Origin of the sequence: Labilithrix sp. (genome assembly GCA_019637155.1) — a bacterium.
GTDB lineage: Bacteria > Myxococcota_A > Polyangia > Polyangiales > Polyangiaceae > Labilithrix.
In genome coordinates this window covers 1-17,549 of sequence record JAHBWE010000006.1, presented here as the reverse complement: position 1 = coordinate 17,549, position 17,549 = coordinate 1, and the positions used below count along the sequence as shown (strand labels likewise).

The following is a 17,549-nucleotide window of genomic DNA, read 5'->3' as shown; positions in this document are numbered from 1 at the left end:
CACGGCCCTCGCGCTTCGCGCTCGGGGCGCTGCGCGCCCGCTTGCGCGGCCGCTTCTGGGGCCCCGGCGGGATGCGCGTTTGCGCGTGTTCTTGCTACTTCGTGAAGCAGGCCTTGGGGGTTACGTGCATGGGGACTGGGAGGCCGGGTTGGGTGTAGGTGGCGGCGAAGCCGGTGCCGAAGGAGAGGGCTTGGCGGTACTTCGTGCAGTCGTCGCCGCAGACGACGACGCGGCGGTCGTTGCCTCCGCCCTCGAAGCCCCAGCCCTGGATGCCCGCGGCGCCGTCGGCCGTGCACGCGGCGTTGAAGTTGATGCTGCTCTGCGCGCCGGTGAGGGGGTCGGCGAAGTTCAGGCGATCCTCGTTCGTGATCGTCTGCCCGTCCGGGACGTCGTAGACGCACGAGGCGAGGCGGTTGATCACCTCGTTGAACGCCTCGAACTTCTTCTGCACGTTGGTGCCGGGGATCGGCGTATAGGCGGTGAGCCCGTTGACGAGCGGCGCGCCCTTGCCCGCGAGGACGATCGCCGACTTGTCGCTCGTCGTCTCGTCGCCCGTGATCTGGATGGCGTACGTGTAGACCGGCTTCGTCTCGCCCGGCGTGTTCCACTGCGCCTCGGCGAGCTGCGACGGCGTCTTGTCGTCGCCGCAGGTGCTCGTGTCGAGCCTGTTCTTGCCGATGACGAGCACCGCGCGGCGCGACACGTCGAGGCCGCGCAAGAACGCATAGGCGGACTCGAGCTCACCCTCGATCGAGGCCGGCGACGCGCCGAGCGAGGTGCCGTTCTCGCGGATCTTGGCGGTGACGAAGTCCCTCGCGGCGGAGAGGTTGAGCTCCGGGGGCGTGGGACGCTCCGCCGGACGCAGCCCGCAGGCGGGCACCGCGCCTCCGGGCGCGAAGAAGAGGCCGATCTGCGTGCGCTCGAAGGCAGGGTTTTGCACCGCGGTCGCGACGTCGTCGAGCGCGTCGCGCTGCTCCGGCTTCTCCTCGAAGAAGGACGCGTGGTCCTGCGTCTTGTCGATGACGACCGCGAGCGCGGCGCTGACGGTGTCGAGCTTGAACACCTTGCAGACGCCGACGTCGGTGACGTCGCCCGCGTCGTTCGCGCCCATCAGCCGGAGCGCGTCGTCATGGCAGATCGGCTGCGTCGCCGTCTTCGGCACGCAGGTGCCGCCCGCGCGGATGCTCGAGATGCGATGGGACGTGGCGACGCCTTGCGCGTCGACGCCGCGCCACATCTCGCAGAGCCCCGGCGCGAGCTTGAAGATCTGCGGCTTCGTCGGATCGGGGATCGTGAAGCCCTCGTCCGGATCGAGATCGAGGTACTCCTTCGTGTGACCGCCGTCGTACGTGATCTCCACGTTCACGCCGGTCCACGGCGGCGAATTCGGCGGGAGCAGGTCGCACCGCCCCGCGTCCGTCGTCCCGCACTTCCTCCTCTTCGCCTCCTCGGTCCCCGGCGGGTTGCACTCGTCGTCCGTCGTGCAGGCGGTACGAATGAGGTTCGGGTTCGGGACCGGCGCGTCCTTCGACTCCGCGACCGCGAACGTGCAGTCCTGCGGGTTCACCGTGACGGCCGGCACCGCCGCGCCCATGCAGAGGCCGAGGTTGAAGCAATCGCCGCCCCTGCCGTCGCCGAGGTCCTCGCTGTACGGGGGCAAGAGCGCAGCCTGCTCGGCGGTGAGCTCGCCCGGCACGCACGTGCCGCCCCTGCACGTCAGGTTGTCGGGGCACTGCTTGTCGTAGCAGGAGTACTTGAGCGGCATCGGCAAGAAGAGGATCCGCTCGGGGACGTACGGCTGCGTGCTGCGGCGAAGGATGCGGACGCTGTTCGCGTTGACCTGCGCGGCGGAGCTGCAGTCTGCAAAGACCGGGTTCGCCGACTCGGGCGAGTAGTCGTCGGTGAGGCCGACGATCGAGAACGTGACCGGGCCCGAGCGCGAGATCGCGTCCTCCGTCGAGGGGAGGTTGCCGAGCGTGCGCGGCAGGAGGACCTTCCCGTTGTGGACGCGGTAGCTCTGGCAGAAGCTCTGGATGCCGCCCGTCGACAGCGTGATGCGGACCGCCTTGAGATCGCGCGGCACCTGCACCTGCGTCGAGACGCCGGTGACGTACTCGGTCGCCTTCTTCTGCTCGCAGCCTGCGCTTGCGATGATGGCTCCAAGGAACGCACCGACGACCGACCCGTGACGAATGAAGGAACGCATGCTCAATCTCCAGCGGGATTTGAACGTGACATTTAAGGGCGCGCGAAGCGAGTCGGCCGAATGGTTGACGCGACCGCGATGTCGCGGCGCACATCGGCTCCTCAGAACTGGAAGCCCGGGAAACCGCCGCCGGGACGGCTGTTCGTCCGGACAGTGAACGGGTCGAGCGTTCCGTTGATCGGCTTCTGATCGGGCGGCGTGGCGAGGAGCACGATCCCGACGATGAGCGCACCTCCGACGACGATCGTACCGATGAGCCAGGGCACGAAGCTCGTGTTGCGGTCCTCGTTGAGCGAGGCGCTCAGGGACCGCTCGCCGCCGCGGGGGACGTCGGCCTCGTAGCTCCACGTGTAATATCCAGGCTTTTTGACGGTGACCTGGTGCACGCGCGCGTCGACCGGACCCTCCCACCGCGTCGCGCCGACCTGCTTGCCGTCGATCTCGATCGTCGCGCCCGGCGGCTTGGTGACGACGACGAGCTTGCCCTTCGCCTGCTCCGGCGCGAGCGTCATCGTGAGGTTGATCGGGGGCCCCTCCTTCACGACGAGGGGCTGAACACCCGTGACGTAGCCGGGCGCCTCGACCGAGATCTGGTGCGGCGTCTCCGAGACGCGGACCGGCCCCGAGTACGGCGTCTGGCCGACCTCCTGGTTGTCGACCTTCACCGTCGCGCGCGGCGGGCCGATGACGTTGACGTTCACGATCGTGGTGCGCTCGAGCGCCTGCATCTTGATCGTGAAGGTGTCCTGCCGGCCGCCGGCGACCTCCTTCGTCTCCGTCGCCTCCGCGAAACCGGGCTTCACCGCGCGGACCTTGATCGGACCGCCCGACGTGTCGATCGGACCGGGGAGCTTCGCGTTGTCGATCTTGTCGTCGTTGACGTAGATCTCCGCGTCCTTCTGATCGATGTCGATCGTGATGTGGGCGATGAACTTCTCGAGGCCCGCCGCGAACTGCTGCGCGTCCGCGATCTCGTCGGCGGGGAGCTTGCTCTTCTCCGCGAGCTGGCTCTGGATCGTGGCCCACGCGCGGTGGTACTGGGCGATGTTCTTCTCGCAGACCGCGACGTTGAAGAGCACGCGCGGGTTCTTCGACATGTCGTAGGCGGCGGCGAAGCTCGTGCGCGCCTGCGCCCACTTGCCGTTGTTGACGAGCGCGATGCCGGCGTCCCAGTGACCGCGCGCCTCGAGCGGCAGCTGCTCGCGAATCGTTTGTTTCTTCGCCTGCGCCCAGGCGGCGGTCGGGTACGTCGCGACGACGGTGGGCACCGTCAGCGCGATCGCGAGCGGAAGCGCGAGATGACGAAGGTAGGTCGAGCGCATGATCGCGGCCTCAGGCTAAATCAAACCCGAGCCTCGGTGCGCCGTTTCTTATTGCTTGATGCCCGTGTTGTTGAGGGTCTTGTCCTGCTGCGTGGTGGGGCGCATGACGGGGGCGGGGCCCGGAGCCGGCGCCGGACCCGGCGCGGTCGTCGGCGCGCTCGCGATCATGGGCGCGGACGTCGAGGGGGTCGCGGAGACCTCGACCGACGGCGTCGCGCTCGGGGTGACGACCGGCGGCGCGGACGCAGTCTCGACCGCGGTCGGCGCCGACACGGTGGGTTGCGTCCCGGTCGTGGTCCCGTTGCTCGAGCCGCCCTTCTGCATGAGGACCACGACGCCGGCTCCGATGACGAGCGCGGCCACGGCCGGGATCGCGTAGATGATCGGCGAGCGCTTCTCGGGCGCCGGCGGCGGCTCGGTGTTGTCGACGGAGGCGCCGAGATCGGTCGAGACGCCGGGCTTCGCGACGCGCGCGTCGAACTGCGTCTTCCCGAGCGCGACCGAGCTCGGCGTCTCGGGCTTGACGTCGAGCACCGCCGTCTTCTTCTGAGCCGGGGTCTCCGGCTTCGGCGCGTTCTCGATGATCTCGGTGACGGGCGCGCCCTTCTGCACGTCCGTCGTCGGGCGGTTCGCCATCACGTCCGTGCTCTGGCCGCGGGCGAGCTGAGAGAACGCGGCCATCGACGTCGGGAGGCCGTTGTCGCCGGGGATGATCGACTCCTTGCTCGGCGCCTTGAAGCCGCGCATCCGCTCGACGAGGGTCGCGCTCTTCGCGTTCGCGAACGGGAGGAGGGCCTCCGCGAGCTCGAGCGCGGTCGCGTGGCGCTGGTCGACCTCGCGCGCGAGCGCCTTGTGCACCACCGCCGCGAGCTCCTCCGGCAGGTCGGGGCGCGTCTCGCGGATCGGCGGCGGATCGGCGGTGAAGAGCTGGAAGAGGATCTCGGTGAACTCGCCGCTCTCGGAGAAGAAGGGCGTGCGCCCGCACAGGAGCTCGTAGAGGATGACGCCGACGGAGTAGATGTCCGAGCGGTGATCGACGTCGCGCGGGCTCCGCGCCTGCTCCGGCGACATGTAGAGCGGCGTGCCGAGCGCCGAGTTCGTCTGCGTGAGCGACGACTGGCCCGGCTGCACGACCTTGCTGATCCCGAAGTCGAGGATCTTCACGAAGTCGGCTTCGCCGTCGTGGGTCACGACGAAGCAGTTCGACGGCTTCATGTCGCGGTGGATGATGTTGATCGCGTGCGCGGCCTGGAGCCCGCGGAGGATCTGAATCGTGAAGTGCACCGCGCGCTCGACGGGGAGACCCGACGGCCCGTCGCGCGCGAGGAGGTCGGCGAGGTCGAGGCCGTAGAGGCACTCCATGACGAGGAACGGCGTGCCGTTCTCGGTGGAGCCGACGTCGGTGACGGGCAGGACGTGGTCGCTCTTGATCGCGTTGCTGGCGCGGCCTTCGTTGAGGAAGCGCTCCACCGCGCCGGGGAAGGACATGAACTGCGGGTTCATGAACTTCAGCGCGACGGGACCGCCGAGGACGAGGTGCGTCGCGCGCGCGACCGCGCCCATGCCGCCTTCGCCGAGCAGCTTCTCGATCCGGAAGCGGTCGTTGACGGTCTCGCCGGGTCCGGGATAGGGGTTCGGAGCTTCCGCCATCGGGCTGGAGCAGAGAATAAGTGCGCCGCGACCACGATGCCAGCGCGTGCATGTGCTCCGCGCTCTTCTTCGAGCTCTTCCCCGAGCGAGATCGGTTGAGCGCCGGCGCGTCTCGGGCGAGATTGGGCCGGTCATGAGCCTTCTCCGCCGTTCCGTCTTCGTGATCGCCGCCGCGCTGACGGTGGCCGAGGCCGTGGTCGCGTGCAGCAGCGACGATCCCGCGGCGAGCTCTGCCGATGCGGGCCCGGTCACGCCGGACACGGGGGTCGTCTCGCCGCCGGGTCCGGTGAAGACGCCGACCGAAGGCGCGGCGTCGGTGGGCCCCGCCGGCGGCGACGTGATGACGGGCAAGGGCACCGGCGTCGAGATCCCCTCCGGCGCGCTGTCGAACAACGTGCAGATCACGGTGAAGGAGTCTCCGGGGGCGCCGCCGCCCGCGCAGGCGACGCCGGTCGGCACGCCGCACGTCTTCGGCCCGTCGGGCCTCGAGTTCAACAAGGCGGTCACGGTCGTGCTCGAGCTCGATCCGGCGAAGCTCCCCGCGGGGAAGACCGCCGCCGACGTCGTCGTGCTCACCGCGCCCGACGGCACGACGAGCTACGAGCGCCTCCCCACCACCGTGCGCGACGCGACGCACGTCGCCGCGGAGACGACGCACTTCAGCGTGTTCGTCCCCGCCGTCCCGACGGACGACGCGGCCGACGACGGCGGACCCGGACCCGACCCGCAGGACGGCGGCGGCCTCGACGGCGGCACGACGCAGGACGGCGGCTCGTGCCAGCCGCTCACGTGCGCGAGCTACGCGGCGAGCGGCGACGCGTGCGGCGTTCGCCCCGACGGCTGCGGCGACATGATCACGTGCACGGAGACGTGCGGCGACGACGGCGGCACCGCGTCCGACGCCGCGAGCCACGGCGACGACGGCGGTCACGACGGCGGCCACGACGCGGGGGACCCCTTCGCGCATTGCCCCGAGGGCGCGGTGCACGAGACGGAGCCGAACGACGAGAGCCCGAACGAGGCGCCGGGCACCGGGTTCGATTTCTGCGGGACGCTCGGGGTCGGAGACGTGGATATCGTCCAATTCGTGCTGGACCCCGACGCCACGATGATGGTGATCACGTGGTCGAGCACGCCCCCCAGCGGCTTCGGCGTGATGGGGACGGCGGACGGCGAGCCGTTCACGTTCGCCGGTGGCTCGATCCCGTTCCACGCCGGCAAGACGTACACCTTGCGCCCCACCGCGCCGGGCGCCGCCAGCTACAACATCAAGGTGCGCATCACGGTCCCGTGACGCCTCTCGGCTTCTCGCGCCGGACGGGTTATGTAGCGGCGCGAGATGTCCGAAGACCCGAAGGCTCCCGTCCCCACTCGTCCGCCGGCCGCTCACCTCGCGCGTCTCGATGAAATGAACGCGAAGGCGCTGCTCGGCGGCGGCGCGGATCGCATCAAGAAGCAGCACGAAGGCGGGAAGCTCACGGCGCGGGAGCGCATCGATCTCCTCCTCGATCCCGGCTCCTTCGTCGAGCTCGATCGCTTCGTCACCCATCGCTGCACCGACTTCGGGATGGAGCAGCAGAAGTTCCTCGGCGACGGCGTCGTCACCGGCTGGGGCCTCGTCGACGGCCGCAAGACGTTCGTGTTCGCGCAGGACTTCACCGTGTTCGGCGGCTCGCTGTCGGGCGCCTACGCGCAGAAGATCTGCAAGGTGATGGACCTCGCGATGAAGGTCGGCGCGCCCGTCGTCGGCCTCAACGACTCGGGCGGCGCGCGGATCCAGGAGGGCGTCGAGTCGCTCGCGGGCTACGCCGACATCTTCCTCCGCAACACGCTCGCGTCCGGCGTCGTCCCGCAGATCTCCTGCATCATGGGCCCCTGCGCCGGCGGCGCGGTGTACTCGCCCGCGATCACGGACTTCATCCTGATGGTCGAGGGCACGAGCTACATGTTCATCACCGGCCCCGACGTCATCAAGGCGGTGACGCACGAGGAGGTGACGAAGGAGGACCTCGGCGGCGCGCTCACGCACGCGAGCAAGAGCGGCGTCTGCCACCTCACCGCCCCCGACGATCGCACGAGCATCGCGCAGACGCGCGAGCTCCTCTCGTTCCTGCCCGCGAACAACCGCGAGGATCCGCCCTTCACTCCGACGCAGGATCCGCCGCTCCGCGAGGTCCCCCAGCTCGACGCGATGATCCCGCTCGAGTCGAACAAGCCCTACGACGTGAAGGACGTGATCCGCGCCGTCGTCGACGACGGGAACCTCTTCGAGATCATGGAGCAGTTCGCGGCGAACATCGTCGTCGGCTTCGCGCGCATCGGCGGCCGCGCGGTCGGCGTCGTCGCGAACCAGCCCGCGGTCCTCGCCGGCGTGCTCGACATCGACGCGAGCCAGAAGGCGGCGCGCTTCGTCCGCTTCTGCGACTGCTTCAACATCCCGCTCGTCACGTTCGTGGACGTGCCGGGCTTCCTGCCGGGGACGGACCAGGAGTACGGCGGCATCATCAAGCACGGCGCGAAGCTCCTCTTCGCGTTCGCGGAGGCCACCGTGCCGAAGGTCACCGTCATCCTGCGCAAGGCCTACGGCGGCGCGTACGACGTCATGGCCTCGAAGCACATCCGCGCCGACGTGAACCTGGCGTTCCCGACCGCGGAGATCGCGGTGATGGGCCCCGACGGCGCGGTCAACATCGTCTACCGGAGCGAGATCGCGAAGGCGGAGGACCCGGTGAAGACGCGCGCCGCGTTCATCGCCGACTACCGCGAGAAGTTCGCGAACCCGTACAAGGCGGCGGAGCTCGGCTTCATCGACGAGGTCATCTACCCGCGCACGCTCCGCGCCCGCCTCCACAAGAGCCTCGAGATGCTGAAGGACAAGAAGGACACGAACCCGCCCAAGAAGCACACGAACCTCCCGCTCTGACGCTCGTGCGACGGGTCGAGAATTTGGCCCCGCTCCGCGTTCCTCCGTATGGGAAGGATGTCCCGGAGGAAATCCATGAGCAATGCACACGATCGCCGCGCGCCTGGTACGTCTCGCATCCCGTTCGATGCGATGGTCGAGCTGGCGGGAGCGCTTGGACCGTCGTTCGAAGCGCAGGCGGTCAACCTGTCCGAAGAGGGGATGTCGTTCCGCACCGCGTACCTGCCCGACGTCGGGCAGCCGGTGATGTGTCGGTTCGACACCGGGCACGGCATGACCGTCACCGCCGCCGGCGAGGTCGTGTGGAAGGAGGACATGGGCGAGGGTGGCGAGTTCGGCATTCGCTTCACCAACCTCGACGGCGCGAGCACCGTCGCGCTCCAGCGCATCCTCGGGATGGCGGAGGACGGCGAGGGCCAGATGCCGCCGAACGAGCCCGGGCGCAAGGTGCGGCTCCACATCGAAGGCCTCGCGTCGCCGATGCGCGCGCGGATCAAGGACCAGATGAAGGGCGGCGTCACCGCGTACACCGAGCTCGGGTTCCTGCGCATGGATCGCCCGCTCGAGCTCGAGGACGCGGCGTCCGGGAACCGGCGGCCCGCGCTCATCGAGAAGGTCGAGGTCGCGATGGACGGGAGCTCGAAGGTCCCGCAGCTCGTCGTCGGTCTCCGCTACGACGACGAAGAGGGCCGCCACGCGAGCATGTCGTCGCTCGCAGCGATGGAGGTGCCCATCGACGCGACGCCGCACGACGACGCGCCCGCGATGGAGCACTCCGCCGACGGCGGGCACGAGGCGCTCGAAGAACACGACCACGTCGTGGAGGGCGACGAGGGCGAGCCCGCCCAAGCGCGCGCGGCCGCGACGGAAGAAGAGGAAGACGACGCGCCGAACAAGCTCAAGGCGGCGATGGCGAAGGTCACGCCCGCGATCGTGAGCTGGGCGACGCGCGCGAAGACGGCGGCGGCGCTGCTCGCCGCGAAGGCGCGGCGCGGCCAGTCGACCGGCGAGGACGTCGAGATCCCGGTTCGTCGCACGACCGCGCCCGCGCCCGGCGGCGGTCTCCACGCAGAGGGCCGCAAGGTCGTGCGCGGCGGGCTCGGCAGCATCCACGAGGAGCGCTTCGAGGACGGCGACGACGCGAAGCCCAAGCCCAAGCTCGACAAGAAGAAGAAGGCCGTGATCGCGGGGACGATCGGGCTCGCCGGCGTCCTCGTGTTCTTCGCGATGAAGAAGCCGGCGTCGCCCACGCCGCTCGCGAGCGCGCCGCCCGCCGAGACGGCGGAGGTCGCGGCCGCGCCGCCGGCGCCGGAGCCCCCGCCCGCCGCCGTCGCGGTGACGCCGCCGCTGGATCCGCTCACCGCCGCGGCCGCGGCGCCGAGGACGGGCAAGCCCGGCAAGCCCACGCCGTTCACGAACGGGCCGGTCGGCTCGCGCCCGAACATCATCAAGATCAAGATGGACGGCCCGATCGAGGCGATCCAGGGAGCGACGCAGCCGTCGGGCTTCACGATCGTGACGCCGAACCGCAAGAGCATCGACCCCGCCGCCGCGCTCGCGGACAAGGACCCGCGTCTCGCCGGCCTCAACGTCTCGAACGAGGAGAGCGGCGCCGAGCTCACCGTCACCTTCAAGGACGGCGTCCCGAACTACGTCGTCCGCGCAAAAGGCGACACGCTCGAGCTCGTATTCGCCGGCCCCAGCGGCCGCTCCGAACGCAGCCAGGCCCGCGAGACCCCCAAAAAGAAGACGCCCCGCACCAAGAAGCGCTAGCCACCGCGGGTTCGGCCCCGGCGCTCGCCCCGCCGCGCCCCCTCCGCTCCGCGGGCTCCGCGGGGGGAGGCAGCGAAGCGCACCCGCCCGTCTGCGGCGGAGGTAGCGCGCCCCCACCCGTCCCCGCTGTCCCCGCTGCGAGGGTCCGGAGGCGGCGCATGACAAGACCCCCGGCGCGTGCTCGAGAGGGCAGCGCCCTTCCGGGTTTCCCCTCTGCGGGGGCCCGCTCTCCGGCTCTCCGGGGGCGGCGAAACGCGCCGGCCCCTCCCCTCTCCGGGGGTCCGGGGGCGTCGGAGCGCGCACCGCGCGCGGAGAAACCCCCGGCGGGTGAGCTCGAGAGGGCAGAGCCCTCTCGAACAAGACAGAAACCCCCGCCGAGTAAGCTCGAAAGGGCAGAGCCCTCTCGAACAAGACAGAAACCCCCGCCGAGTAAGCTCGAAAGGGCAGCGCCCCTGGCTTTCCCCCTCTCCGGGGGTCCGGGGGCGTCGGAGCGCGCCCCGCGCGCGGAGAAACCCCCGGCGGGTGAGCTCGAGAGGGCAGAGCCCTCTCGAACAAGACAGAAACCCCCGGCGGGTGAGCTCGAGAGGGCAGAGCCCTCTCGAACAAGACAGAAACCCCCGGCGGGTGAGCTCGAGAGGGCAGAGCCCTCTCGAACAAGACAAGCCTACGCGGCCTGCTTCACCACGACCTGCTGTGCCGGCATCGGGGCGGGGAACTCGGCGAGGTGCTCCTTCAGCGCGTCGTTCGTGTCGAAGTAGACCTGCCAGTAGTGGTCGGTGTGGCAGTACGGGCGGACGGCGAGGACCGGGCCGACGAGGTTGAACTCCAGGATCGTGACGTCGGGCTTCGGCTCCTTGATGACGTTCGGGATCTCCGCGAGCTTCGCCTGGAGCTTGGCGATGACCGCCCTCACGTCCGCGGCGCCGGAGAGCTGCGCCTTGAGCTCGACGCGGCGGAACGAGTTCGTGCTGTAGTTCACGATCGTGTCGCTCAGGATCTTGTTGTTGCCGATCACGGTGTGGAGGTTGTCGGGCGTGTCGACGACCGTCGCGAAGAGGCCGATCTCCTTCACCGTGCCGGTGACGCCGCCGATGGTGACGAAGTCGCCGGTCTTGAACGGACGGAGCACGACGAGGAACACGCCCGCCGCGAAGTGCGCGAGGAGGCCCGACCACGCCATGCCGATCGCGACGCCCGCGGCGGCGAAGAGCGCGGCGAACGTCGTCGTCTGAACGCCGAAGTAGCCGAGGATCCCGACGACGAGGACGATGTTCAGCGTGACCGTGACGATCGACCCCGCGTAGCGAAGCAGGGTGGGATCGAGCTTCTGCTTCTGCAGCGCCGAGTGCACCATCCGGACGGCGACGCCGATGAGCCAGCGGCCGAAGATCCAGAAGACGAACGCGCCCACGATCTTGAGCGCGAGCGTCGAGAGGATCGGAAGCAGCGGCGTGACGATTTGTTGAATGTCCATGTGCGGCGAGATACCACGCCGCCGCGCGGTGGGGTGCGCTATCGCCGCAGCACGTTACGCGTGGACAAACGCGGTCAGTGCGTCGCGTTCGGCGACGGCTCCGGCTCCGTCGACGGAGCGGCGGGGCCGACGATCTTCTTGCCGCCGACGCCGAGCGGCACCGTGTAGACCGTGCCCGGGTTGCCCGTGACGTAGAGCGTCTTCTCGTCGAAGCCCGGGCCGCTGCCGAAGTTCGCGGCGGCGACGTTCTTCGGGAACGTCGCGAGGAACTCGGGCTGCGCGGTCGCGTTGCCCTCGGCGTCGAGGCGCACGCGGAAGAGGCGCGAGCGCCCGTTGTCGACGACGAGGATGTTGCCGCACTGGTCGAGCAGCATGCCGTCCACCGCCGCGCCCTGGATCGTGGCGACGGCCGTGGGCGCCGTGCCCGCCGGCGCGTCCACCGCGATGCGGTTGATCTTGCCCTTCTGGTACTCGTTGTAGAAGAGGATGCCCTTCTCCTCGTCGACGACGATGCCGTCCGCGCCCTGCGCCGTCGCCGCACCCTGGGCGTAGACCTTGCGCGTGCCGTCCGGCGCGATGCGCGAGACGCGACCGCCGAATTCAGCGAGGAAGACGTTATCATCGTGATCGACGTAAAGCCCGTTCGGGCTCGCGAGGTCGGTGAGGTAGTCGCTCGCGGTGCCGTCCGGCGCGATGCTGACGATCTTCTTCGCGCCCGGAGAGGCGACGAGGAGGTCGCCGCCCTTGCGGTAGCGGACGCCCCACGTCTGACCCGCGACCGTGCCGATGCGGCGCGCCGTCTGCGTGACCGGGTTCAGCGCGGCGAAGTCGTTGCCGCGCTTGGCGACGATGTTGCCGAGGCCGTCGAACGTGAAGTCCTCCGAGCCGCTGAAGAGCGTGCCGAGCTCGCCCGGCGTGAACGGGCCCGAGGCGAGGTTCGCGCACGGATCGGCCGGCTCCGGCGGGGGCAGGCCCGGACGGACCGCCGCTTCGTCGCTGCCGGACTGTTCGTCGCTCGCCCCGACGCAGGCGACGGCAGTGACGGAGAGCAGAGCGGCGGCGGTGACGAGGGCGAGCTTCATGGAGTCGTCGCCTTAGCACCCACATTGGAGCCGGCCACCCGATTCCCGAATTTCAGGACCTCCGGGCGTCTAAGTGCTTGAAATAATGTGGTCTTAGATCTTCCGCAGCTCTTCGACGAACTCCCAGTCCGCGATGAGGCCCTTGCGAAGGAGGATCGAGAGGAGGGCGGCGACGATCGGCTCCCAGCGGACCTGATCGCCGAGGATCTCCGAGGCGTCGGCGCCGTGCGCGGTCGCGCGGAGCGCGCTCACGATGTCGCGCGCGGTCAGCGCTTCGGACACGCCTTCCTGCTTCTTCTTCGCGGGCAGCGTGATCGTCGTGCCGTCGAGGAGCGTGAGCGCCACCATCTTCGGCGGTCGCCGGCGCGCCGGCTCCGACTCTTCCGCGCGCGGGATCACGCGGCGCGGGAGCGGGATCTCCGGCTCGCTCTTCGGCGCGGGCTTGGGGCTCGGCGGCGGCGACGGCGCGGCCTGGGCCGTCGCGGGCTGCGGGCTCTGCGGCGGATCGGGGATCGTCGGCGCGGGCGGCGAGATCGGCGCGACGTCGGCCGCGGGCGGCTGCGCCGGCTTCTTCGCGGGCGGCGCGGGCGGCGGCTGCGGTCGCGGCTCGCGCACGGTCGCGGCGGGCGGCGCGGGCACCTCGATCGGCGCCTGGGCAGGCGGAACGGCCTCGCCGTAGTAGACGCGGATCGCGTTCCGGATGTCGGAGGCCGACGCGATCATCGGCTTCGCGGGGAGGTTCGCGAGGCGCGAGACCTCCTGCAGCGCGGCCTCGTTCGTCGGATCGTCCATCGCGACGTACAGCGTCTCGCCGAGACCCCGCACGTGGCGGACGAAGATCGGGATGAGGCAGTACATCTCCGCGAGCTCGCGCGAGACGCGGTTCAGGAGCTGGCGCGAAAAATCGATGTGATAAAGCGACACCCACGGCACGCTCAGCTGGAGGCTCAGCGTCTGCGTGAGCTGTGCCTCGGTGACCCAGCCCTTCTCGAGCAGCACCTGCCCGAGCTTCTTGCCCGTCTCGCGCGGCGCGGCGAGCACCTCCGCGAGCTGCTCCGTCGTGATGACCTTGCTCTCGACGAGCAGCTCACCAAGGAGGACACGCCGAGTGGACACCACACCGTCGCTGCTCGGATCACCGACCACGATGCCAAGCGTAGCCGTCGCCCCATACCCCGGGCCAAATACCTGTGATAGGTTCGATCGCCCCGGGGTCATGCGGAAGTGTCCTCAGTGCCAGAGCGAGTGCGAAGAGCAGCACAAGTTCTGCCCGACGTGCGGCTTCCCGGTCGCGAAGGTCGCGGTGCAGTCCGACGATCCGCTCGTGGGGCGCACCCTCCCGGGGGGGTACGTCATCCTCGATCTCGTCGGCATCGGCGGCATGGGGCGCGTCTACCGCGCGGAGCAGACCAACCTCGGCCGCACCGTCGCGGTGAAGATCATCCACCCGCACCTCGTCGGCGAGGAGAACGCGGCCGCGCGCTTCATCACCGAGGCCCGCGCCGCCTCGCGCCTCAACCACCCGAACTCCGTCGCCGTCATCGACTTCGGCAAGACCGAGGACGGGCAACTCTATCTCGTGATGGAGTTCCTCCGCGGCAAGGACCTCGCGCGCGTCGCGTACGAGGAGGGGCCGCTCTCCTTCCGCCGCATCGTCTCCATCTTGCGGCAGACGCTCGCGGCGCTCTCCGAAGCGCACCACCTCGGCATCATCCATCGCGACCTGAAGCCCGAGAACGTCATCCTCGAGCAGACGCGCACCGGTCAGGACTTCGTCAAGGTCGTGGACTTCGGCCTCGCGAAGATCCGCATCGACGCGGTGCAACCCAACATCACGAGCCCCGGCATCGTGTGCGGGACGCCCGAGTACATGAGCCCGGAGCAGGGCCGCGGCGATCCGCTCGACGCGCGCTCCGACCTCTACGCCGTCGGCGTCATCTTCTATCAGCTCCTCACCGGCCGCCTCCCGTTCGAGGCCGAGAGCCCGACCCAGGTCGTGCTCATGCACATCACCGAGCAGCCGCAGGACCCGCGCAAGGTCATCCCCGAGCGCAGCATCCCGTCGCTCATCGCCGACGTGTGCTTGATGGCGCTCGCGAAGGACCCGAACCACCGCTTCGCGAACGCGGACGAGTTCGCCGACGCGCTCTCCGACGCGCTCTCGCAGGTCGAGTCCGCGGTCCCGAAGCCGTTCCCGGCCGCGACGGTGAAGTGCCCCGCATGCGGCGCGGAGAACCCCGCCGGCAAGAAGTTCTGCGGCGAGTGCGGCTCCGGCCTCACGAACGGCGGCAACGGTCCTCCATCGGTGCGGAGCGACGCGCCGGCGCCGGTCGCGGCCGCGACGATGGCGCCGCCGAACGGCGAAGAGCCGGAGCCGGAGAAGGTCGAGGTCGAGCCGGGCACGGGCCAGCGCCCCGTCCTCGTCGACACCACGCGCGCGCAGTTCCCGCTCGAGTTCGTCGGCCGCGACGAGGACCTCTTGTGGCTCGACGATCGCCTCAACGACGCGAAGAGCTCGCTCATCGGCGCGCGCATCGTCGGCGACGTCGGCATGGGCAAGACGCGCCTCCTCGGCGAGTTCCTCGCGAAGGTGAAGGACACCACCCAGAACATCGTGGTCGAGGTCCGCCCCGATCCGTCGTGGGCCGAGGTCGGCTACTACGCGGTTCGCCGCGCGATCACCGAGCTCGCGAACCTGCCGAAGGACGGCGGGCAGACCGCGCAGTGGTCCGCCGCCGGCGCCGAAGCGCGCCGCGGCCTCGCCGACATCTTCGAGCACGGCGGGCGCGGCGAGCTCTCGAGCGACGAGCTCCGCTACGCCGTCGCGGAGGCGCTGCGCTGGGCCATCGTTCGGGCGAGCGAACGCGCGGAGGGCAAGAAGGTCGTCGTCGCGGTCGACGACCTGCACGCGATCGACGGCGCGAGCCGCACCGCGTTCGCGGACGCGGTCGGTGAGCCGCCGCTCGTGCCGTCGCTCCTCGTCGTGTCGTATCCGCCGGGCCACGATCCGGGCTGGCCCGCGAGCACCGCGTCAGCGCGCGTCCTCATGGGGCTCGCGCCGGGCCTCGTCTCGAAGCTGCTCCAGGGCACGAACAAGCCCTCCTCTTCGATCGGCGGTCGCGGCGTCGCTCCGCTCTACGTCGATCAGCTGATGCGCTTCTCGCGCGAGCAAGGCGGCCGCGCGCCGACGCGCCTCGCGGACCTCATCGCGCTGCGGGTGGAGCGCCTCCCGCCCGACGCGCGTCGCGTCCTCCAGGCGATCGCGGTCTTCGGCGACAACGCCGACGACGAGACGGTGGCGCAGCTCGTCCCCGAGGGCACGAACCTCCGCGAGGCGATGACGAGCCTCGAGGGCGCGGGCATGATCGAGACGGTCGGCGGCCGCGCGTCGGTGCACTGCACCGCGCACCCGCTCATCCGCGACGTCGTCCTCGCGACGATCCCGGCCGCGGTCCGGCGCGGCCTCCACGCGAAGTGCGCCGACATCGGCGAGGGCTCCGACATGCCGCTCGAGGCGCGCGCGCTCCACGAGTACAACGCGCAGCGGCCCTTCCAGGCGCTGCTCCTCCTCGAGAAGGTCGCGACGCGCGCGGCGAACCGCGGCGACCTCGGCGGCTCGATCAGCTCGCTCCGGCGCGGCCTCGACCTCGCGCGGCGCGAGCTGTTCCGCGGCGAGCTCGACGATCCGATGCGCGCGGTGCTCATCTTCGCGCGCAAGCTCGGCGAGTCGCTCACCGCGGCGGGGCAGTTCACCGACGCGGAGGGCGTCCTCCGCGAGGCGCTCGACATGGCGGGCCCGAGCGGCAGCGATCGCGCGCGCGTCCTCGGCGCGCTCGCGCAGGTCGCCGCGATTCGCGACCGCAACGACGAGGCCCACCGCTACCTCCTCGAAGCGCTGGAGCTCGCCTTCGCGAGCGGCGCGCACGAGCTCCTCCACTCGCTCGAAGACCTGAAGAAGTCGATCGCGATCTGACGTCGCGACCAGGGCTGGGTGGGGCTCGACACGCCAGACGCCGGTTTCGACGAGAGATCCGCGGCTCGCTCGATGGAACGAGTCTTGTTCGTGGGAGGGCGTGCGTCCTCTCCTCTCCGGTCCCGTTGCGCAGAACGTCGCTCGTCTCGCCGCGCTCGTCGCCGCCGTCGCCGTCGCCGGGTGCGCGGTCGACGCGACGACGGAGGAGCGCGAAGAGATCGCGGTCGACGAAGCCGCCCTCGACGTCGGCGTCACGCGCGCCGTGACCTACGGGCCGAAGGAGGACGTCCACGTCCTCGACGTCTACACGCCGGCCGGCGGCGCCGCGACGAAGCGGCCGCTCTTCGTGTGGATCCACGGCGGCGCCTTCGCGTCCGGGAGCCGGCGCGATCCGCACCTCGTTCGGCTCGCGCGGCACACGGCGTCGCTCGGCTTCGTGAGCGTCTCGATCGACTACACGCTCGCGAACGTCGGCTTCGACGAGACGCGCCCGTTCCCGTATCCCGGCGCCGCCGTCGCGGCGGCCCGTGACGACGCGCGCGCCGCGATCGCGTTCATGCGCCGGCGCGCGGACGAGCTCGGGATCGATCCGAACGACGTCGCGATCGGAGGCGCGTCGGCGGGAGCGATCACGGCGATGGCGGTGGCGTACGGGCCGGCGGCGGCGAACCGAGACAAGGGGATCCGCGCGGTCGTCGATCTGTGGGGCGCGTTCCAGAGCGCGACGATGCTCGAGCCCGGCGACGCGCCGCTCCTCGTCCTCCACGGGACCGCGGATCAGCACTGGATGCCGTTCGCGCAGGCGAAGAAGCTCCGCGACAGCGCCCGCGCCGCGAACGTGCCGTGCACGTTCATCCCGCTCCCGGGGAAGAACCACGGACCGTGGGAGGGGCTGGACGAGTATCTCTTGCACATTTCCCGCTTTTTCTCTCAACGTCGGGGGCTCCGCCCCCGACACCCCCGCCCCAGACACGGCCCGGCGAAGACGCCGGGGCGCTTCGCGCCCGCTTGCGCGGCCGCTTCTGGGGCCCCTTTTGGACCCAACCACGGATACGCCCTCATCCCGGACGTGGCGCTTGGGCCGGTGGGGGCTAGCGGGTGTGGCGGTTCTCGAGGGGGGGCTCGGCGGCGGGCTCTTCGTCGACG

At 70.4% G+C, this 17,549-nt stretch carries 11 protein-coding genes; 5 read left to right on the top strand and 6 right to left on the bottom strand.

Going from position 1 to position 17,549, the window contains the following annotated elements; genetic code table 11:
* Positions 1–94: 94 nt before the first annotated feature.
* The 3 genes from KF837_13380 to KF837_13370 form a co-directional block, all read right to left on the bottom strand.
* Complete coding sequence (locus KF837_13380) at positions 95–2,206, bottom strand: hypothetical protein (protein MBX3228305.1); 2,112 nt, start codon at positions 2,204–2,206, stop codon at positions 95–97.
* Positions 2,207–2,307: 101 nt separating this feature from the next.
* On the bottom strand, positions 2,308–3,528 hold the full coding sequence (locus KF837_13375; GenBank protein ID MBX3228304.1) for a PEGA domain-containing protein: 1,221 nt from the start codon (positions 3,526–3,528) through the stop codon (positions 2,308–2,310).
* A 48-nt stretch (positions 3,529–3,576) separates the two neighbouring features.
* Positions 3,577–5,178 (bottom strand): protein kinase, encoded by a 1,602-nt coding sequence (locus tag KF837_13370; protein MBX3228303.1) that lies wholly within the window; start codon positions 5,176–5,178, stop codon positions 3,577–3,579.
* Positions 5,179–5,311: 133 nt separating this feature from the next.
* On the opposite strand from KF837_13370, the gene KF837_13365 reads away from it, so the two are divergent.
* From KF837_13365 to KF837_13355, 3 genes are all read left to right on the top strand, one after another.
* Positions 5,312–6,472, top strand: a complete 1,161-nt coding sequence (locus KF837_13365) for a hypothetical protein (GenBank protein MBX3228302.1) — start codon at positions 5,312–5,314, stop codon at positions 6,470–6,472.
* Positions 6,473–6,517: 45 nt separating this feature from the next.
* On the top strand, positions 6,518–8,101 hold the full coding sequence (locus KF837_13360; protein ID MBX3228301.1) for an acyl-CoA carboxylase subunit beta: 1,584 nt from the start codon (positions 6,518–6,520) through the stop codon (positions 8,099–8,101).
* Between the two features lie 75 nt (positions 8,102–8,176).
* Positions 8,177–9,874, top strand: a complete 1,698-nt coding sequence (locus KF837_13355) for a PilZ domain-containing protein (protein ID MBX3228300.1) — start codon at positions 8,177–8,179, stop codon at positions 9,872–9,874.
* A 664-nt stretch (positions 9,875–10,538) separates the two neighbouring features.
* Here KF837_13355 and KF837_13350 read toward each other — a convergent pair.
* The 3 genes from KF837_13350 to KF837_13340 all read right to left on the bottom strand — a co-directional run bounded on the left by KF837_13350 (position 10,539) and on the right by KF837_13340 (position 13,648).
* On the bottom strand, positions 10,539–11,348 hold the full coding sequence (locus KF837_13350; protein MBX3228299.1) for a mechanosensitive ion channel family protein: 810 nt from the start codon (positions 11,346–11,348) through the stop codon (positions 10,539–10,541).
* A 74-nt stretch (positions 11,349–11,422) separates the two neighbouring features.
* Positions 11,423–12,430, bottom strand: coding sequence for a gluconolactonase (locus tag KF837_13345; protein MBX3228298.1), 1,008 nt, complete (start codon positions 12,428–12,430; stop codon positions 11,423–11,425).
* Positions 12,431–12,523: 93 nt separating this feature from the next.
* A complete protein-coding gene (locus KF837_13340; GenBank protein MBX3228297.1) occupies positions 12,524–13,648 on the bottom strand; it encodes a hypothetical protein in 1,125 nt (374 codons plus the stop codon).
* Here KF837_13340 and KF837_13335 point away from each other — a divergent pair.
* Both KF837_13335 and KF837_13330 read left to right on the top strand, forming a co-directional pair.
* Entirely contained in the window at positions 13,647–16,403 is a 2,757-nt protein-coding gene (locus KF837_13335) for a protein kinase (protein ID MBX3228296.1), read from the top strand. The two genes, KF837_13340 and KF837_13335, sit on opposite strands and share 2 nt — an antisense overlap.
* A 100-nt stretch (positions 16,404–16,503) precedes the next feature.
* Positions 16,504–17,549 (top strand): alpha/beta hydrolase (locus tag KF837_13330; protein MBX3228295.1); only part of this gene is annotated, 1,046 nt, incomplete at its 3' end.